Origin of the sequence: Leptobacterium meishanense (genome assembly GCF_037645805.1) — a bacterium.
GTDB classification, from domain to species: Bacteria; Bacteroidota; Bacteroidia; order Flavobacteriales; family Flavobacteriaceae; genus Leptobacterium_A; species Leptobacterium_A meishanense.
Genome location: NZ_JBBEXE010000002.1, coordinates 153,490 through 173,221 on the forward strand (window position 1 = coordinate 153,490; position 19,732 = coordinate 173,221).

A 19,732-nucleotide genomic window follows, 5' to 3' on the forward strand; every position below is an offset into this window, starting at 1 on the left:
TATGCCTAAAAAAATTATATACTATATACTTATAGCTTTAAGTTTAATATATATACAACATCCTATATACGCCCAAGAACTTGAAAGTGAATTTCTTTTTGAGCTTCAAATAGCTATTGACACCCCTATCCCTGTTGGAAAAACACTTAAAGGTACTAGGACAATTTATCCTATAAAAGGAGGGACGTTTGAAGGACCTGAAATAAAAGGGAAAATACTCCCAAATGGAGGTGATTGGATGCTTTCACTAGATGAAAACACATCAAAACTAGATGTAAAGGCAGTAGTTGAAACAGAGGATGGCGCATTGATCTATATGACCTATACAGGTTACATCCATAAAAACCCTGACAATAGTTTTTATGTACGGATACTACCATTGTTTGAAACCAGCGTTGAAAAATATGCATGGCTCAATCATACCGTAGCAGTTGGTAAAGGCCGTTTTACAGAAGGGGGCGTGGCTTACAAAATCTATGCTATAAAATAAAAGCAAAAGTCTGTTAAAACTTCTTATTTTTACACATCAATGAAAAATGAAAAATGAGTTCGTCTAGTCAACGATATGGCAAACGCGGTGTTTCCGCATCTAAGGAAGATGTTCACAACGCTATAAAAGCTATAGACAAAGGATTATTCCCTAACGCCTTTTGCAAAATAGTTCCTGATTATTTAACAAATGACGATTCCCATTGTCTCATTATGCATGCTGATGGTGCCGGAACAAAATCATCTTTGGCATATATGTACTGGAAGGAAACTGGTGATCTCTCTGTATGGAAAGGGATAGCACAAGATGCCCTTATTATGAATATTGATGACTTGCTGTGCGTAGGTGCAACAGATAACATTATGCTTTCCTCTACCATAGGCAGGAATAAAAACCTAATTCCGGGAGAAGTTATTGCCGCTATTATCAACGGAACTGAAGAATTGATTGAAGAGCTTCGTTCATATGGAGTAAATATCTATTCTACAGGAGGAGAAACCGCTGATGTAGGTGATTTGGTAAGAACCATTATTGTAGATTCAACAGTAACTGCTAGAATGAAACGTAGTGACGTAATTGATAATGCAAATATCAAAGCAGGCGATGTCATTGTTGGTTTAGCTTCTTTTGGACAGGCAACTTATGAAAGTGAATATAATGGAGGAATGGGCAGTAATGGCCTTACTTCTGCCCGTCATGATGTATTCTCAAAATATCTAGCCCATACATATCCGGAAAGTTATGATGCAGCTGTTCCGGAAGATTTAGTGTATTCTGGAAGTATGAAGCTTACTGACTCTGTGAAAAATACATCCATAGATGCAGGGAAACTTGTATTATCACCAACAAGAACCTACGCCCCCATCATTAAAAAAGTTTTGGAAAAATATAACTCAAAAGATATCCATGGAATGGTACATTGTAGTGGAGGTGCACAAACAAAAATCCTTCATTTTATAGACAACCTCCATGTAATAAAGGATAACCTTTTTGAAATACCTCCATTATTCAAGTTGATTCAAGAACAGTCAAAAACAAATTGGAAAGAAATGTACCAGGTATTTAATTGTGGGCACCGAATGGAACTTTATGTGGATGAGGAAGTAGCAGAAAATATCATAAACATATCCAAGAAATTTAATGTAGACGCTCAAATTATAGGAAGGGTAGAAGCTTCCGATCATAAAAAGCTTACCATAAAAAGTGAGTATGGTATTTTTGAATACTAACTTCCCTCTTAGAGGTAGATTTATAAAAGAAACAATCCTTGGAAATTATCGTAAATTTGCGCACGAAATCAGGAAGAAGCATATGCTAGACAAGTTAAATATAGTAAAACAACGATTTGATGAGATTTCAGATCTCATCATACAACCCGATATCATTGCTGATCAAAAGCAATATGTGCAGCTCAATAAGGAGTATAAAGATTTAAAACTATTAGTCGACAAACGTTCCGAATACATAACCCTTACTGATAATATTGCGGAAGCTAAAGAAATTTTAGCTGACGGCAACGATGCTGAAATGGTAGAAATGGCAAAAATGCAGATGGAAGAAGCCGAAGCAGCACTTGCTCCACTAGAAGAAGAAATAAAAATATTACTCATCCCAAAAGACCCGGAAGACACAAAAAATGCAGTAATGGAAATTCGTGCCGGTACCGGCGGAGATGAAGCAAGCATTTTTGCAGGTGATTTATACCGGATGTATGCAAAATATTGTGAACGCAAAGGATGGAAAACAGCTACCATCTCCTTTAATGAAGGTACTTCCGGAGGCTTTAAAGAGGTCATTTTTGAAGTTACCGGTGAGGATGTTTATGGAACACTCAAATTTGAAGCCGGGGTACACCGTGTACAACGCGTGCCACAAACGGAAACCCAAGGTAGGGTACACACTTCGGCAGCCACTGTAATGGTACTGCCTGAGGCAGAAGAATTTGATGTTGATCTAGATATGAATGATGTAAAAATAATTAGAACCACCTCTACAGGGCCGGGAGGGCAAAGTGTAAACACAACCTATTCGGCCATCCATCTGATACACAATCCAACAGGCATCGAAGCACGTTGTCAAGATGAAAAATCACAGCATAAAAACCTAGAAAAAGCTATTCGTGTATTACGTTCACGCTTATACGAAGTAGAGTTGGCCAAGAAACAAGAAGCAGATGCTGCAAAACGTAAAAGTATGGTTTCATCAGGGGATAGGAGTGCAAAAATACGGACTTATAATTATCCACAAAGTAGGGTTACAGACCATAGAATTGGTCTGACATTATACGATCTAGATAATATCATCAATGGTGACATAGATAAAATTATAGAAGAGTTGAAAATGGCAGAAAATGCAGAAAAATTAAAAGAGGCCAATGAACTTATTTAATTGAACTAAATATAGAAACTCACAGGCTTTCAACTTTTAAACTCTAAATACATTCATGACTACAAAACAACTCATAGATCAAATACAAAAAAAACAATCGTTTTTGTGTATAGGCTTGGATGTAGATCTAAATAAAATACCCAAACATTTATTGCAAGAAGAAGACCCCATTTTTGCATTCAACAAAGCGATTATTGATGTCACACACCATTTAACGGTAGCTTATAAACCCAATATTGCTTTTTATGAAGCACATGGTGTAAAAGGATGGGGTTCTTTAAAAAAAACAATAGATTATTTAAATACCCATTACCCTGAAATATTTACCATTGCCGACGCAAAACGAGGTGATATAGGGAACACAAGTGCAATGTATGCCAAAGCCTTTTTTGAAGACCTTAATTTTGATTCCATTACAGTAGCTCCATACATGGGAAAAGATTCTATAGAGCCATTTTTAGAGTTTAAAGACAAGCACACAATTTTATTAGCCTTAACCTCTAATAAAGGGGCTTATGATTTTCAAACAAAAATGATAGGAGGAAAAGAATTATATGCCGAAGTTTTGGAAATTTCAAAAGAGTGGAAGAATAATGAGAATTTAATGTATGTGGTGGGAGCTACTAAAGTTGCACATCTAAGTGAGATAAGAAAAATAATACCAGACAGTTTTCTATTGGTGCCTGGAGTAGGTGCACAAGGAGGCAACTTAGAAGACGTTTTTCAATACGGAGCAAATAAACAAGTTGGTTTATTGGTTAATTCTTCTAGAGGGATTATTTATGCTTCTAATCAAGAAGACTATACAGAAGCTGCACAGGGAAAAGCTAAGGACCTACAAAAACAAATGCAAAAACTACTTTCTGAAAAACAATAAAAACAATGCCGGTTTACAAACCGGCATTGTTTAACTAGCTAACTCAATTATTTTATTTAATCTTAAACACTGCAAACTTCTGATAATCGATCCTTTACAAGGTTAATTTATCATTAGCAATTTATTAAATAAATTTATTTGTTTATAACTGATTAACAAATAGTTAACTAATCTATTTAATATCCTGGATTTTGATCCAGATTTGGGTTTGCATCCCTTTCCCGTTGCGGTACAGGCAATACTAGTGCATCGCTGGTAGGAGGTAAAGCCCCTACATTTTCCCCTAGGCGTTTGATATCGTGAAGCGCGAAACCTTCAAAAGACAGCTCCCGTCTTCTTTCATCAATAATATCCTGTAGTACTACAGTTCCTAATGCAGTTGCTCCGGATCGGTTTCTTAATGTATTTACGTCTGCCAATGGAGTCGCACCAATGTTTGTTCCCAGCCTAAAATTACTTTCGGCACGTATTAAATACATTTCAGCGAGGCGTAAATGTGGTATATTGGCAAATTGAGATATCCATTTTGTAGTTGCAGTTCCACCCGGTACATAGAAAAATGAAGCTCTTTCATCATTGTTTGGGTCATCATAGATACTAAAATGAGAAGCATTAATAGCCACATCTGGATTTCCAATTCTTCCACCAAAACCGTTTCCTGCCCAAAACGTATTCATATTATTGGTGCCATCCTGAGAGGTAATTTGCCAGGCAAAAAGATCTTCAACAGAATCTGAATCATTATTAAACGCACCTGCAAAACTTCCTGCAAGTGTATGCCCGCTATTTTGAATTACATTATTAGCGGCATCTCTCGCATTGGCATAATCACCCATTTGTAAATAAACTCTGGCCAGCAAAGCCTCTGCTGAGAAACTATCGGCGAACTCTGCATTACTTGAGGGCAATAAATTCATAGCATCCGTTAAATCGCTAATAACTTGTGCATAAATTTCTTCTACCGTGTTCCTTGAAGGGAAGGTTATCTGAGAAGCATCAGTTACTGCTTCTAATACTAATGGTACTGCTAACTGATTGTTTTGTTGGCCTGGAACATAGTTTTGACCAAATAAGCGAGCAAGATCAAAATATGTTAAACCTCTTAAAAACTTAGCTTCCCCTTCAACACGGTCGCTTTCAGATGGGTCTTCAAATACATTCAAACTGGCCAATACAATATTAGCTTGATTGATGATCTCATATCCCCCTGTCCAATAAGATGCAACAAAGGTATTGTTTACTGTAATAGCTTTAAAATTCATTTCAAAGGGTTGGGCAAAAGTCCCTCTCCATGCTAAATCACCACTATTGGCTAATAATTCTGAAGCCAAATTGATGCGCCCTCCATAATTAGTAGTTTGTCCTGCTTCATCATATGTCCCTATGAGTATTCTCTGAACATTTTCAGGCGTTGAAGTAGCTACGTCTGGAGATAAGCTCTGTTCAGGCTCTATATCCAAATTATCTGCACACCCTATAAGTAATAATGTGGCAAATAGAAAAAAGGATGAATATCTATATATTGTTTTCATAATTTATGTTTTTTATAAGTCAATTGTAACTCCAAATGTATATGTTTTTGCTGCAGGCGCTGAATAAAAGTCAATACCAGATGCAATGGAGGCATTTCCATTGAAATCTGCGGTAGATTCAGGGTCATAGCCATCATAATCTGTAATAGTCAATAGGTTAAATCCTGTAAAGTATACACGTAACTTCTCTATGAAGAATTTTTGTGTAAGGTCACTCGGTAGTGTATAGCCTAGCGTCAGATTTCGTAATCGTATAAAGTCAGATTCTTGTAAATACCGGGTACTCTGTTGTGTCCCGTTTGCTCCAAATAAACGCAATTGGGGTACATTGGTGATGTCACCCGGGTTTTGCCATCTGTTGAGTTGATCTTTCGATTGGTTGTCAAAAAAGTCTCCACTAGCAGATTGGAATCTTCCTCCTCCATTGTATATGGAAGCCCCCCATTCGCCTTGGAACGTAAATGAGAGATCAAAATTCTTATAATTAATGGTATTGGTAAGGCCTGCTGTTAAATCAGGGAATGGGCTTCCTGTAATAACCCGCTCGGCTTCACTAAAATTATTAGTGGTGGAACGATCTCGTGTGCCATCAGGATTTAATGTGTTTCTTACAAATAAAGCATCTCCGTTATCAGGGTCCGCGCCGGCAAACTCTACTAAGAAGAATGAAGAAATACTCTCTCCTTCTCTTACAAGGTTCTGCCCTACAATAACATCGCCCCCTGGTAAGTCTTTAATTTCATTGTCAAGGGTTGCGATATTAAATGAAGTACTCCAACTAAAATCATCTTTTACAATGTTCCTTGTATTAAGGACAAATTCAAAACCTTTGTTTTCTAACTCTCCTACATTTCTTGTGATAGTAGTGAAACCAGAAGTTCCGGGGACAGGTTCGTTTAGAATTAAATCTTTAGTGGTTTTAACGAAGTAATCGATCTCTCCGGAAATACGATTATCGAAAAGGCCATAATCAATACCAATATCATATTGTGTGGTTCTTTCCCATTGTATACTGGGATCGCCAAGCTGAACAGGGGCTAGACCAGAACGTTGGTTATATGAAGATCCTTGGAATAAACTTAAGCTAGCAAAGTTCCCAATACCCGCATTACCTGTGACACCCCAACTACCTCTTAACTTTAAAGAAGAGATTAAGGCAGACTCTTTAAGGAAATCTTCCTCAGAAAGTATCCATCCCACAGAACCGGCAGGGAACCATCCATATCTATTATCTTCACCAAACCTTGAAGAGCCATCATAACGGATACTTCCTTTGAACAAATATTTATTGTTTATGACTAAGGAGGCCCGACCAAAATAGGAAAGGAAATTAAAAGCTGTCCTGTTAGAGCCACCATCTACAATTTCTGCAGCACTGTCAACAGTTTGTAAATTGTCTGATGGAAATCCTTGACCTTGAACAAATTGATTTCTTCTGTTGGTTTCTTCAAAACTCATCCCTCCGGTAAATTCAAAGTCGTAAATATCATTAAACACTTTATTATAAGTGAAATAGTTGTTCAAATTATACCTTTCTGTAGTAGTTGAATTGGCTGTTCCGAACCCTCCTACGGATGCAGATTCTGTTAAACTACCATTAAAACGTTCTGCTACTTGTGTGCTGTAATCGTATCCAAATTCTGATCGGAAACTTAATTCAGGGGTTATTTGATATTGACCATATACATTTCCTAGTACCCTCCATATATTAGTTTGGAAATTAGCGTTAAACTCCTCAAACAAGAAGTTATAGTATAGGGTTTGATCGTTTGGAGTAACTCCATCTTCTAAGTAAGCGGGAGATAAAGGTACCTGTGCTATTGCTTGGATAGGCGTAGCAAAAGCATTATCGTTTGCTAAACGGTCTATTTTACTCTTCGTAATACCCAAGTTAATACCTACATTAAATTTGCTAGATATATTGTGGTCTACATTAGTTCTAACCGAATACCGCTCTAAAGTGTTACCTCTTGTAATACCATCAGTCTTGTTATAGGCAGTTGATAGAAAAAAACGGGTTTTTTCACTTCCACCAGAAACAGCTACAGAGTAATCCTCTACAGAACCATCTACCAAGGCTATATCTTGCCAATCGGTATCTACTTCTCCATTTCTCCAATCAGTTCCTCCGGCAAAGAAATCATAAGTACCGTCCAATGCTCCCGCAGGAAATCCAGAATTCGTAGCAGCTTCATTAAAAACTTCTACATACTCGGCAGCATTTAGCCAATCTCTTTTGTTAGTGGCAGTACTCCATCCGTAAGAAGAGTTTACAGTAACCTTTGTTTTTCCCTGTTTACCTTTTTTAGTGGTAATAAGCACCACACCATTAGATCCCCGTGCCCCATAGATTGCTGCAGAAGAAGCATCTTTTAGTATTTGTATAGATTCAATATCATTGGGATTGATAGATACCAATGGGTTTATAGGAGAACCATTAATGGATTCATCACTGTTATTAACAGGAACACCATCTACGACATATAGTGGTTCTTGCGAAGACGAAATGGTAGAAGTACCTCTAACACGTACTTTAATACCACCTTCCACTTTACCATTAATTTGTGTGATTCGAACCCCGGCAGCTTTACCAGTCAAGGCACTTTGTAAACTAGGTGTTGGAATATTGTTGATTTGTTCCGAATTTAGTGATACAATATTATCAGTCACATTTCTTTTTGATTGTGTACCGTAACCGATAACTACAACCTCTTCAAGAAGCGATGCGTCCTCTTCCATCTGAACATTGATAGTAGAACTACTTCCTACAAGTTGTTCTACTGTCTTTTGGCCTAAATAAGTAAAGACTAATGTTTGACCTTCAGATGCTGTAATGGAATAGTTGCCATCAAAATCTGATTGAGTTCCATTAGAAGTCTCTTTCACAAGAATATTCACTCCCGGGAGTGGAATACCCTCTTGATCAGTAACTTTACCCGTAATGGTTTTTTGTTGTGCATATGTTAATGCAACTCCAAAAACCATCATAACTAGAAAAAAGTAATTTTTTAATTTCATGTTAACTAAAGTTTTTATTTGTGTTATATATAATGGCGAATTTAAGATTTTTTTTATTTCTATAAACAATTAAAGATAGGATTAACGTAATATTTTGTAGAATTAATAGAGTAAAGTATATTTATATGTAAAAACCATATATAAATTAATGTTTTTTTGTTTTATCATAAGCATTAATTATAACAAAAAGAAATTAGTTAATAGAATTTAATGATCTAAATGTTATAAATAATAAATATTCATATATTTGAACAAATGAATTTAAACTACAAAATACTGATGAAAAAAATAATAGTATTACTTATGGTAACAGTAGGGGCAACTACCTATGCACAAAATACCAATTGTAAATGTTGCACAGAAAACCATAAAGCATTTGATTTTTGGATAGGTGACTGGGAAGCTTTTACACCTAACGGCAAATTAGCGGGGACTAATTTAATAGACAAGATACAAGAAGAGTGTATTCTAAGAGAGAATTGGGTAGCCGGAAAATATACTGGTACCAGTTACAACTTTTATAATGCACAATATGACCGTTGGGAACAGATTTGGATTGACAATCAAGGAGGAAGCCTTCATCTAAAAGGGGGATTGGTAGGAAATGAAATGGTGCTTCAAGGTGACCCGATTACACAACCTGATGGTTCAATAGTTATTAACCGAATTACCTGGACACCAAATGAAGATGGTAGTGTAAGGCAACACTGGGAAGTTTCTTCTGACGGCAAGGAATGGAAAACAGGGTTTGACGGTTTATACAAAAAGAAAGCACAGTAAATAATATCCTTCAAAAGGATAAAAACCTGATATCTTTATGTCAGGTTTTTTTATTTAATAAAGGAATTAATCTTGAAGCGCGAAAACACGTCTTAGTAAATCAGTAGTCCTAGAAGAAACCTTGGTGCGTATCTGTTTTTCTTCCACAGCAATCATAGTATAAACCCCTTTTAAAGCTTCTTGTGTAATGTAATCCGGTAAATTCGGGTTTACATCCGAAGTTAGGGGCAAAGAATTATACTTTTGTATAATTCCTGTCCATACCTGTGTAGCGCCTACCTTATCTAATGACTGTTTTATAACCGGGTTAAATTTTGTGTATAAAGCAGTATTTGTTCGCACCTTCAAATATTGTGTTGCCGCATTATCATTACCCAACAATATATTTTTAGCATCTGAAAACGTAATCCCTTTAACAGCATCCACAAAAATAGGGGTCGCTTCTTTCACAGCATCTTCGGCAGCCCTATTCAATACCTTAAGCCCTTCATCAGCTAGGTTTCCTAACCCAATATCTCGCAATGTTTTATCTACCTTTTGAAGTTCTTGAGGCAATAAAATTTTTACCAGTTTATTTTTGAAAAAACCATCTTTCTGAGTTAGTTTGCTTACTCGTTTATCAATACCAAAACTAAGAGCTTGGCGTAACCCCGAAGCTATTTGTTCATTACTCAAACCATTTCCGTTTGGGAATTGATTAACAACCTGTTGTAATTCATTACACGCATTCAGTAAAAAAACAAAAACAACTAAGACGAGGGACTTTTTCATAAAATTCTTTTAATAGGCTAAATATATGAAAATGCAGTAAAATGTCCGTAAACTTCAATTTTATATATTTTTAATCAAACCACTATTTTTTTTGAGAATTCCGTAAATTGCGGCCTCCATAAAAGGAGTTTATTGACAATGAAACAAATACCACCTTATCAGCCCAAAAATAAAATACGGATTGTTACCGCAGCTTCCCTTTTTGATGGACACGATGCAGCCATCAACATTATGCGCCGTATCATTCAATCAACCGGAGTAGAAGTGATTCATTTAGGGCACGACCGTAGTGTGGAAGAAGTGGTCAACTGCGCTATACAAGAAGATGTTAATGCCATTGCGATGACTTCCTACCAAGGGGGGCACATAGAGTACTTTAAATATATGTACGACCTGCTCAAAGAGAACAATGCAACACACATTAAAATTTTTGGTGGAGGCGGAGGGACTATTTTGCCGGAGGAGATCAAAGAGTTGATGGATTATGGTATTGCCCGCATTTATCATCCTGATGATGGTCGAGAAATGGGATTACAAGGTATGATCAATGATTTGGTTTCAAAATCAGATTTTCCTATCGGAGAAAAAGTAGCAGCTTTCAAAAAGTTGAAAACAACTGATTATGGAACGAGTGCCCGACTTATTTCTGCGGCAGAAAACTTTCCAGAAGAAAATAAAGAAATACTAAGCCAGCTTCGTCAAAAAGCAAAAGAGGTTAAAATACCTGTACTAGGAATTACAGGAACCGGAGGTTCAGGGAAATCTAGTTTGGTAGATGAATTGGTACGCCGTTATTTGCTAGACTTTAAAGAGAAAACCATTGCAGTAGTTTCTGTAGACCCTTCCAAAAGAAAAACAGGCGGTGCTTTGTTGGGCGACCGTATCCGGATGAACTCCATTAACAACAAGCGTGTGTACATGCGTTCATTGGCAACAAGACAGGCCAATTTAGCCCTATCTAGGCATGTGGACGATGCCATTTCTATTTTAAAAGTGGCCGGGTATGATCTTATTATCCTGGAAACTTCCGGAATAGGGCAGAGCGATACGGAAATCTTAGACCATTCCGATGCGTCGTTGTACGTCATGACCCCGGAATATGGTGCCGCTACACAGCTGGAAAAAATTGACATGCTTGATTTTGCTGATGTGATAGCCCTTAACAAATTTGATAAGCGAGGTGCCCTTGATGCCCTTCGTGATGTAAAAAAACAATACCAACGCAACCACAACCTGTGGGAAACAAATACTGATGAAATGCCAGTATTCGGCACCATAGCTTCCCAGTTTAACGATCCGGGGACCAATGCACTGTACCAACATTTGATAAAAACCATTAACGAGAAAGCAAAGGTGAATTTTGAAAGTAACTTTCAGATTACGGGCGAAATGTCTGAAAAACAGTTCATCATTCCACCTGCCCGGACCCGTTACCTTTCAGAAATTGCTGAAAACAACCGCAGCTATGATAATGCAGCTACAGAGCAAGCAGCCGTTGCACAAAAACTCTATGGATTGTATAAAACCATTACTACTGTAGCTGAAATAGATCTAAAACAAAACGATCTTCTTACTAAATCCGGGGTTGAACAAGAAGAAATTCTTAAAAACCTAAAAGAAAAAGACAAAGAACCTTTTATAAAATTATTAGTTGCTGAGTTTGACCGGGTCAAAATGAACCTAGACCCTTATAACTGGGAAATCATTTGCTATTGGGAAGAAAAGGTCAACAGGTACAAAGCGCCGGTATATTCCTTTACCGTTCGCGGAAAAGAAATCAACATAGAAACACACACCGAATCCCTGTCCCACACGCAAATCCCTAAAGTAGCCTTGCCAAAATATCAGGCGTGGGGAGATGTGTTGCAATGGGTGTTACAGGAAAACGTTCCGGGCGAATTCCCTTATACAGCGGGTATTTATCCATTCAAGAGACAAGGAGAAGACCCCACCCGTATGTTTGCCGGTGAAGGAGGCCCCGAGCGTACCAACCGGCGTTTCCATTATGTCAGTTTAGGCATGCCGGCAAAGCGCTTATCCACCGCATTTGATTCCGTAACATTGTATGGTAACGACCCTGGGTATCGCCCCGATATCTATGGGAAAGTAGGAAATTCCGGAGTCTCTATTTGCTGTTTGGACGATGCCAAAAAACTGTATTCCGGGTTTGACTTAGCAGACCCAATGACTTCGGTGAGTATGACGATCAACGGGCCAGCACCCATGCTATTGGGCTTTTTTATGAATGCGGCCATTGACCAGCAATGCGAAAAATACATCAAAGAACAAGGTCTGGAGAAACAAATAAATGCTAAAATCGAAGCGATTTATAAAGAAAAAGGTGTAAAACGCCCTACCTATCAAGGCGAACTTCCCGAAGGGAACAATGGACTAGGGCTCATGCTGCTTGGTGTAACCGGAGATGAAGTACTGCCCAAGGAAGTCTATGAAAAAATTAAAGCAAAAACCCTGTCACAAGTACGCGGAACGGTACAGGCTGATATTTTAAAAGAAGACCAGGCGCAGAATACCTGTATTTTTTCTACGGAGTTTGCGCTCCGTCTCATGGGCGATGTACAGGAATATTTTATCCGGCAAAACATCCGTAACTTTTATTCCGTGTCCATTTCCGGATACCACATTGCAGAAGCAGGAGCGAACCCCATTTCGCAATTGGCATTCACGCTGGCAAACGGGTTTACCTATGTGGAATATTACTTGAGCAGGGGTATGGACATCAATGCTTTTGGGCCCAACCTTTCCTTTTTCTTTTCCAACGGTATTGACCCGGAATATGCGGTGATAGGTCGTGTAGCCCGTAGGCTGTGGGCAAAAGCCATGAAAGAAAAGTACGGAGCAAACGAACGGGCACAAATGCTCAAATACCACATACAAACCTCCGGAAGGTCGCTGCATGCCCAGGAAATTGATTTTAACGATATCCGCACCACACTCCAAGCATTGTATGCCATTTATGATAATTGCAATTCGTTGCATACCAATGCCTATGATGAAGCCATTACCACCCCTACCGAAGAGTCGGTGCGCAGGGCGATGGCGATACAATTGATTATCAACAAAGAATTGGGCTTGGCGAAGAACGAAAACCCGATGCAGGGCTCGTTTATCATTGAAGAATTGACTGACCTTGTAGAAGAGGCCGTGTTGTTGGAGTTTGACCGTATTACCGAACGCGGGGGCGTCCTCGGGGCGATGGAAACCATGTACCAACGCGGAAAAATACAAGAAGAAAGCTTGTATTACGAAACCTTAAAACATACAGGTGAGTACCCCATCATTGGGGTAAATACTTTTTTGAGTAGTAAGGGCTCTCCGACCATTGTTCCGGCGGAGATTATCCGAGCGACGAAAGAAGAAAAGGAAAACCAGATACAAACCTTGGAAAACCTGCAAAAAGGGAATGCTCCGGATGCTGAAAAAGCGTTAAGGTCCATTCAGGAAGCCGCTATTCATAACAAAAACATCTTTGAAGAACTGATGGAAGCCACCAAAGTATGTTCGTTAGGGCAAATTACCCATGCGTTGTTTGAAGTAGGCGGGCAGTACCGGAGAAATATGTAGTGAACTGTCATTCCGTGCTTGGCAAGGAATCCATAAGGGTATGATCAATTTATTTTTTGTTTACTGCTAGTGGTAGTAAGGGCAATATATAATAGCTCGTACTTTTACTTAAATCTATATTTTGTTAGCCTTTTATCACCTGTTTTGACCAACAAACCATTATCAACAGCATTTTTTAAATCCCGGCTGGCAGTAGCTGAAGAAATATCTTTATTGTGCCTTAAGTAATCTTTTCTGGAAAATTCCTTGTCACCTACCATCGTTTTAAAAAGGATAACCCTATCTGCATCTTTGGTTGCTATGTTTTGTGTTTTTAAAAGATGTTCCAACGCCAAATAGATAATTTCTAACATAAATTCAATAAAGCTTGTTGAACTGCCTTGACGGTCAGATAATCCCAGCACATGGTAATAATCTTGCTGCCGTTCTTTAACCAACATTTCAATGGGCAGGAACTCAAATACCGGTGAATATTCTTTTAAGATCATGGTTTGCCAAAGCCTGCCCATTCGTCCGTTTCCATCAATAAAAGGATGTATGAACTCAAACTCGTAATGAAAAACACAGCTTTTTATCAATAGCAGGTCAGGGTCATTTTTTAAATAATTGAATAGCTTTTTTAAAAGTGGGTGTACCATGGCTCCCGGGGGTGCAACATGTGCAATGGTGGCCCCTTTGACAATTCCCACAGAAGTTTTTCGCAATTTTCCAGGGTTGTCCATCAAACCTTTCATGAGCACCTTATGGGCGGCACATAGAGAACGTAAACTAAACACGTCAAAAGCAGCCAGTTTAGAATATACACGGATGGCATTTTTCACCTCAAGGATATCTTTTGGAGGGGCTATAACCCTTTTATGGTTAATCAAATCCGTTATTTGTTCTACGGTAAGCGTATTACCTTCTATCTCTAATGAAGATTGGATAGTTTGGATCCTGTTTCTTTTCCTTAGCTCGGTAGGGGGCCTTGTGAGCCTAGCCGCTTTTATTTCCCCAATTTGTTGTGCAATGGATGAGATAAGCTCTAGAATGGTACTGTTAATTTCATAAGGTGGTTTCATGGAATATACTTAATGATACTATCATATGATACTATCAAATATACATTTTTTGATAGATAACAACGAAGTAGTTGCCATTTTTTTCTTATCAGTCGGGTATAACATCTACCAGTATTAGAAAGTAACCTGTTGGTGGTTCACCACTAGCAGAATACTAGCGAGAGTGAGGAATTATTACACATAGTATTTTTACTCCAACAACCAATTTATGCAATCTGAAACTTCTTGATAATCATTTGGTAAAGTTGCTTCAAGACCATTGATTTCAATTTCATTTTTTAGGTTAGCCCAAACTTGTTCATTTTTTCCTTGAATGTTGAGGTGTTCTTCAATTGCTCCCTTTGTCCAAATCCATATTCCATTCGCTAATAATTTAGTTTTTAGATTTTGAATATTTGTTTGAACAGAAGTGCTTTGTGCAAGTAGTGCAAAAGCCTCTTCCGCTGTCATTGAACTTCGTCTTTTAGTTGGCCAATCATTGTTTAAATTTATTCCATTGGTTGCTGCCAAGTTTGCCATTTCATTTCTACAAGCTAAAACATCAGCGTCATCTGGTTGCAAAAACCCATCTTCAATTCCTTGAGTAAATGCATAATCTAAATCTACAATTGCTTTACAAGGTAAATCCATCATTTCAAGTACTTGTTTAGATTTTCTAGTATTTCCAGAACCACCTTGTTGAACTAAAGCACATTTATTTGCACCTAAAGAATTTCCAGATATTTTTTCAATTAAGAAAGGCATTAATCTATTTTCTGTTTTGCCTTCTGATAATACTACTCTTTCCGAAAACAAGATATTACTTGAATTGCTTAAAGCAAACATTAAAGTTAATTGATGTTGAGCATCTTGCTCAACTTGTGGAATTGCCGATTTTAAGGAATTTCTCTTATGAGTACCTAATGTTGCGTTTTTACGAATAAGTAATGTGTTAGCAATATCCTTTTCAGTAATCATAAATGGTGAGTGTGTAGTAAATATTATTTGATATCCTTGGCTTGATAGTGTTTTTAAAGAGACTCTTAAAATTTCTATGGCTTGTGGATGCAAATAAAGTTCAGGTTCGTCAATCAACAATAAAGTTGTTGTTGTCTGTTCTTGAGACGCTATTTTTAAATCTGCGAGATGACGAATTAATGTCATTTGTATAGAGCGTTGTGCACCGTGACCTAATGCGGATACATCAGTTCCGTTTAAACTTTGATTTTCGTAAATTTTAATAGTCCCCTTATTAAAAACTTCTTTAAGTTCAGGTGTTGGAACGTGTACTTTAACATTGATGTCAGGAAAAAATGCATCTAATTTCTCATTGACTTGAGTGTCAAATTTGGTTAACTCAGTTGCTCTATTGTCTCCATCAGCATCTAGAACATCTTTTAAACCATCCAAAACAGTCCTTAGTTGGTCTCCATATTCTTTCTCTATTGGTCCGATTATTTCTGATAGTAATTTTCCAATAGTAGTTCCCGATCTTGATCTACTTACATCTTCCTCAGAGTTCTCCATTGCTCCGATATGAATAGGTTCGGGAAATAAATCTTTAATTGCGTTATCAATTCCAGTAGGGTTATTTTGCCATTGTCCATCTGTTGGATTCAGTACTTCAAGTTGGATATTAGCAACAGTCATATCTGGTGCTGATTGTGTTCTCTTAATAGTTAATGATTCCGAATTTAAAAAGGGTTCAATTCTTTGTCTATGAGTCACATTTAAGTTCTCAAGAATAGTTTCACTGATTCCATCAATTTTTGCCGTCATAATAACAGGGTCATTAATATTATTAAAATCTGTTGTCTTTAATGAACTTTTACGTAAAACCCATTTTATAGCTTCCAGAATATTAGATTTTCCTGCATTATTATATCCGACTAATGGGGAGTATTCAGAAAGTTCAAATTCGATTGCTCTAATCGATTTGAAATTTTGAATTTTTATTGTAGTTAATTTATGACTCACCGATTTCGTACATTGTGTGTAACAATTGAACAAAGCCCTTCAGAAAGTTTATTCCTAGTTATATATCCACAAATCTAACCTATTTCTATTAAAATTACATAAACCTACAAAAAAAGTAGCTTATTACGGTAAAACCGTAGTTTTATAGAAAACGTTATTTTGAATCCCTTGCAAATAGCGAGGGTGAGAAATCTGTATATATTATTGGCTCCTTTAATGAGATTTCTCTCCCGATACGCATCGGGATCGAAATGACCTGAATTTTTTATGAAAGAGGTTTTGTCATTCCATGCTAAGCACGGAATCCAAAGCATAAATACCAATGGACTCCACAATAAATGCGGAATGACAAATCATTTAAAGGAATGACAATTGTTAGCAGGAAAAATGCCAATAAGAGGATTACCTACACCTTATACCTCCACCCATAAGGGTCTTCGGCTTTGTTGTACTGGATGTCCATCAAGGCTTTTTTAAGGAAAGCGGCGTAGGAGTCTTCCATTTTTGGCAACTCATACGTTTTACCTTTATAGCCAAACCCGGCAATCGGGTTGATAACAGCGGCGGTACCACTACCAAAAATTTCTTTTAGTGTGCCGGCTTCAGCAGCATCTATGATCTCTGCCACGGGTACCCGCCGTACTTCTACTTGAATTCCGTTAGCTTCTGCAATGGCAATGACACTCTTACGGGTCACGCCATCCAGAATGCGGTCGTTGTTGGGAGCGGTAAGCAAGGTATCGCCCACCCGGAAGAAAACGTTCATAGTGCCTGCTTCTTCCAAGTACTCGTGTGTATTGGCATCTGTCCAGATCATTTGTTGAAACCCTTCTTGGTTGGCCACGCTCGTAGGGTAGAACTGTGCGGCATAATTTCCTGCTGCTTTGGCAAAACCCACACCACCATCGGCAGCACGGCTGTACTTTTCAGCGATTTTTACACGTACTTCGCCACCGTAATACGATTTGGCAGGGGAGCAGATGATCATAAATTTATATTCGGAAGAAGGCGATGCCAGTACACTGGCCTCGGTAGCAATCATAAAAGGCCGTATGTACAAGGAGTTGCCATAACCTTTTTTGATCCAAGTTGTTTCTAGTTTTAGCAACGTTTGCAAACCTTCAAAAAAAGCTTCTTTTGGGAAGGCGGGCATTCCTAACCGTTGCGCTGATGTATTGATGCGTCGGAAATTCTCATCGGGACGGAACAGCCATATACCGTCTTCATCATCTTTATAGGCTTTCATACCTTCAAATACCGCCTGTCCATAATGAAAAACCCTAGCCGAAGGTGCCAGTTGAAGCGGTTGGTAAGGAAGGACTTTTGGCGGGCCCCATGCCCCATCCTTATAGTCACACATAAACATATGGTCGGTAAAAATGCTACCGAACTTCAAATTTTCAAAATCAACATTCCCTATTTTGGAGGAGGTTGCTTTTTCAACCACTATTTTTGTCATAAGATCGTTTTTCATACATCCTTCTTTCTGATGACAAATATAAAAGGAATCGGTCATAAAAAAGGTTAAAATGTCTTTTTTAGTAGAAATTAAAGCTATCTTGAAACAGATTTGTAGGGATAGACCATAAATAAAACAAAGTTGGTTTTGAAACGGAAAATTATAACAACCGGAGATGGGTCAACGACCATTCATATAGCAGGTTGGAATGAGCAGTACCATTCAAAGCATGGGGCTATTAATGAGGCGTACCATGTTTTTATTGATAACGGATTGGCTTTGTTGGAGGGACAACGCCCTGTTTCGATTTTAGAAATAGGTTTTGGTACCGGGCTGAATGCTTTTGTCACTTTTCTGGAAGCTGAAAAACGTGGCTTGACAATCAATTATACAGGTATAGAAGCCTATCCGGTGGCAGAATCGGAATGGAGAGCATTAAATTATCCGGAACAGCTCGGTATTCCTGATTATGAAACCATTTTTGAACACTTACACAAATGTTTATGGGAAGAAAGTCATGCCATAACCTCATTTTTTAATTTGACCAAGCAGCAAAAAAAGTTTCAGGAGCTAACAGGAACTAACAACTACAACCTTATTTATTTTGATGCTTTTGGAGCTCGTGTACAACCAGAATTGTGGACAGAAGCAATTTTTGCTATTATGTACAGGGCGCTTCGGCCGGGAGGCATCTTGGTTACCTATGCTGCTAAAGGAAGTGTGCGAAGGGCGATGCAAGTAGTAGGTTTTATTGTAGAACGGTTGCCCGGCCCTCCCGGAAAACGCGAGATGTTGCGGGCTCGGAAAATAACTTAAGAGTGTTAAACCTTCATTAAAAGTCATTACAAACCTTTTTAAAAGCTGTAATTTTAATTAAAACAATAAGACCATGAAAGTTTTGATTACGGGAGCAACGGGGTTGATTGGGAAGGAGATAGTGAAACTGTGCCATGCAAAGGGGATTGTTGTACATTATTTGACCACCCGTAAAGGGCAAATTGTTCAGCAAGAAAACTACAAAGGTTTTTATTGGAACCCGGCTCGTGGGGAAGTAGATGTATCATGCTTTGAAGGTGTAGAAGCGATTATTAATTTGGCAGGTGCTTCTGTAGCAAAACGATGGACGAAATCGTACAAAAAAGAAATCCTCAATAGCCGGATACAATCTTTGCACGTACTGAAGAAGGGATTGGAAAGTATAGAAAGCCATTCTGTAAAAAAACTTGTTTCAGCATCTGCTATCGGGATTTACCCTTCTTCTTTAACAAATTACTACGAAGAGCATACACAAGTGGTAGATACTACTTTTTTGGGGAATGTGGTTTATCAATGGGAGCAGGCAGCCGATTCAATAAAAGAACTTGGAATAGGTGTCGTCAAGATTCGCATTGGTGTGGTTCTGGCAAAAGGAGGAGGTGCTTTAAAGCAAATGGCAACACCTGTAAAATATGGTTTGGGGGCACCATTAGGCAGTGGTGAACAGTGGCAATCATGGATACACATCCAAGATATTGCCCGACTATTCATGTATGCCATAGAGAATGGTTTACAGGGTGTTTATAATGGGGTTGCACCTAATCCTATAAACAATAAAAAACTCACTAAAGAAATAGCTTCTGTCTTAAGGAAGCCACTTTTTTTGCCGAATATCCCTAAAATAATTTTAAAAATATTGATGGGTACAATGGCACAAATTGTGTATTCTAGTCAACGTGTTAGTAGTAAAAAGATAGAAGAGGCCGGTTTTTCTTTCCAATATAAGAACGTACGTTCAGCACTAGAAGATTTGCTTAAATAAGCGCACCCTAAAAATTACTT

At 38.1% G+C, this 19,732-nt stretch carries 14 protein-coding genes; 8 read left to right on the plus strand and 6 right to left on the minus strand.

The features are described 5' to 3' along the window. Position 1 precedes the first annotated feature (1 nt). The 4 genes from WBG21_RS02840 (at position 2) to pyrF (ending at position 3,755) form a co-directional block, all read left to right on the plus strand. Positions 2-490, plus strand: coding sequence for a DUF3237 domain-containing protein (locus tag WBG21_RS02840; RefSeq protein ID WP_340074604.1), 489 nt, complete (start codon positions 2-4; stop codon positions 488-490). Between the two features lie 53 nt (positions 491-543). After that, positions 544-1,719: an AIR synthase related protein gene (locus WBG21_RS02845; protein ID WP_340074606.1), complete on the plus strand. Its 1,176-nt coding sequence runs from the start codon at positions 544-546 to the stop codon at positions 1,717-1,719. 82 nt (positions 1,720-1,801) lie between these two features. Beyond that, a complete protein-coding gene (gene prfA, locus WBG21_RS02850) occupies positions 1,802-2,878 on the plus strand; it encodes a peptide chain release factor 1 (protein WP_340074608.1) in 1,077 nt (358 codons plus the stop codon). A 55-nt stretch (positions 2,879-2,933) separates the two neighbouring features. After that, entirely contained in the window at positions 2,934-3,755 is an 822-nt protein-coding gene (pyrF, locus tag WBG21_RS02855) for an orotidine-5'-phosphate decarboxylase (RefSeq protein ID WP_340074610.1), read from the plus strand. Positions 3,756-3,931: 176 nt separating this feature from the next. Here pyrF and WBG21_RS02860 read toward each other — a convergent pair whose 3' ends face one another. Together WBG21_RS02860 and WBG21_RS02865 are read right to left on the minus strand one after the other, a co-directional pair. Continuing rightward, positions 3,932-5,287, minus strand: coding sequence for a RagB/SusD family nutrient uptake outer membrane protein (locus WBG21_RS02860; RefSeq protein WP_340074612.1), 1,356 nt, complete (start codon positions 5,285-5,287; stop codon positions 3,932-3,934). Between the two features lie 12 nt (positions 5,288-5,299). After that, entirely contained in the window at positions 5,300-8,305 is a 3,006-nt protein-coding gene (locus tag WBG21_RS02865) for a SusC/RagA family TonB-linked outer membrane protein (protein WP_340074614.1), read from the minus strand. A gap of 279 nt (positions 8,306-8,584) precedes the next feature. Here WBG21_RS02865 and WBG21_RS02870 point away from each other — a divergent pair, with 279 nt between their 5' ends. Next, positions 8,585-9,085: a hypothetical protein gene (locus WBG21_RS02870; protein WP_340074616.1), complete on the plus strand. Its 501-nt coding sequence runs from the start codon at positions 8,585-8,587 to the stop codon at positions 9,083-9,085. A 66-nt stretch (positions 9,086-9,151) separates the two neighbouring features. Here the strand turns inward: WBG21_RS02870 and WBG21_RS02875 are convergent, their stop codons facing one another. Then, positions 9,152-9,856 (minus strand): DUF4197 domain-containing protein, encoded by a 705-nt coding sequence (locus tag WBG21_RS02875; RefSeq protein WP_340074618.1) that lies wholly within the window; start codon positions 9,854-9,856, stop codon positions 9,152-9,154. Between the two features lie 138 nt (positions 9,857-9,994). Here WBG21_RS02875 and WBG21_RS02880 point away from each other — a divergent pair, with 138 nt between their 5' ends. Continuing rightward, on the plus strand, positions 9,995-13,438 hold the full coding sequence (locus tag WBG21_RS02880; RefSeq protein WP_340074620.1) for a methylmalonyl-CoA mutase family protein: 3,444 nt from the start codon (positions 9,995-9,997) through the stop codon (positions 13,436-13,438). Between the two features lie 104 nt (positions 13,439-13,542). Here the strand turns inward: WBG21_RS02880 and WBG21_RS02885 are convergent, their stop codons facing one another. The 3 genes from WBG21_RS02885 to WBG21_RS02895 all read right to left on the minus strand — a co-directional run bounded on the left by WBG21_RS02885 (position 13,543) and on the right by WBG21_RS02895 (position 17,929). Further along, complete coding sequence (locus tag WBG21_RS02885) at positions 13,543-14,499, minus strand: Fic family protein (RefSeq protein WP_340074622.1); 957 nt, start codon at positions 14,497-14,499, stop codon at positions 13,543-13,545. Positions 14,500-14,688: 189 nt separating this feature from the next. Next, on the minus strand, positions 14,689-16,455 hold the full coding sequence (locus WBG21_RS02890; protein WP_340074624.1) for an ATP-dependent nuclease: 1,767 nt from the start codon (positions 16,453-16,455) through the stop codon (positions 14,689-14,691). Positions 16,456-16,861: 406 nt separating this feature from the next. Then, positions 16,862-17,929 (minus strand): branched-chain amino acid aminotransferase, encoded by a 1,068-nt coding sequence (locus tag WBG21_RS02895; protein WP_340074626.1) that lies wholly within the window; start codon positions 17,927-17,929, stop codon positions 16,862-16,864. Between the two features lie 132 nt (positions 17,930-18,061). Here WBG21_RS02895 and mnmC2 point away from each other — a divergent pair, with 132 nt between their 5' ends. Together mnmC2 and WBG21_RS02905 are read left to right on the plus strand one after the other, a co-directional pair. Then, complete coding sequence (gene mnmC2 / locus WBG21_RS02900; protein WP_340074628.1) at positions 18,062-18,730, plus strand: tRNA (5-methylaminomethyl-2-thiouridine)(34)-methyltransferase MnmC2; 669 nt, start codon at positions 18,062-18,064, stop codon at positions 18,728-18,730. A gap of 73 nt (positions 18,731-18,803) precedes the next feature. Beyond that, entirely contained in the window at positions 18,804-19,712 is a 909-nt protein-coding gene (locus WBG21_RS02905) for a TIGR01777 family oxidoreductase (RefSeq protein WP_340074630.1), read from the plus strand. The last annotated feature ends 20 nt before the right edge of the window (positions 19,713-19,732 follow it).

What these genes read in the sequence shown, in the direction of transcription:
- WBG21_RS02905 (WP_340074630.1), top strand. Translation starts at nt 18,804, where the DNA reads ATGAAAGTTTTGATTACGGGAGCAACGGGGTTGATTGGGAAGGAGATA.
- WBG21_RS02865 (WP_340074614.1), bottom strand. Translation starts at nt 8,305, where the DNA reads ATGAAATTAAAAAATTACTTTTTTCTAGTTATGATGGTTTTTGGAGTT.
- WBG21_RS02895 (WP_340074626.1), bottom strand. Translation starts at nt 17,929, where the DNA reads ATGAAAAACGATCTTATGACAAAAATAGTGGTTGAAAAAGCAACCTCC.
- WBG21_RS02885 (WP_340074622.1), bottom strand. Translation starts at nt 14,499, where the DNA reads ATGAAACCACCTTATGAAATTAACAGTACCATTCTAGAGCTTATCTCA.
- pyrF (WP_340074610.1), top strand. Translation starts at nt 2,934, where the DNA reads ATGACTACAAAACAACTCATAGATCAAATACAAAAAAAACAATCGTTT.
- prfA (WP_340074608.1), top strand. Translation starts at nt 1,802, where the DNA reads ATGCTAGACAAGTTAAATATAGTAAAACAACGATTTGATGAGATTTCA.
- WBG21_RS02845 (WP_340074606.1), top strand. Translation starts at nt 544, where the DNA reads ATGAGTTCGTCTAGTCAACGATATGGCAAACGCGGTGTTTCCGCATCT.
- WBG21_RS02880 (WP_340074620.1), top strand. Translation starts at nt 9,995, where the DNA reads ATGAAACAAATACCACCTTATCAGCCCAAAAATAAAATACGGATTGTT.
- WBG21_RS02870 (WP_340074616.1), top strand. Translation starts at nt 8,585, where the DNA reads ATGAAAAAAATAATAGTATTACTTATGGTAACAGTAGGGGCAACTACC.
- WBG21_RS02875 (WP_340074618.1), bottom strand. Translation starts at nt 9,856, where the DNA reads ATGAAAAAGTCCCTCGTCTTAGTTGTTTTTGTTTTTTTACTGAATGCG.
- WBG21_RS02860 (WP_340074612.1), bottom strand. Translation starts at nt 5,287, where the DNA reads ATGAAAACAATATATAGATATTCATCCTTTTTTCTATTTGCCACATTA.
- WBG21_RS02840 (WP_340074604.1), top strand. Translation starts at nt 2, where the DNA reads ATGCCTAAAAAAATTATATACTATATACTTATAGCTTTAAGTTTAATA.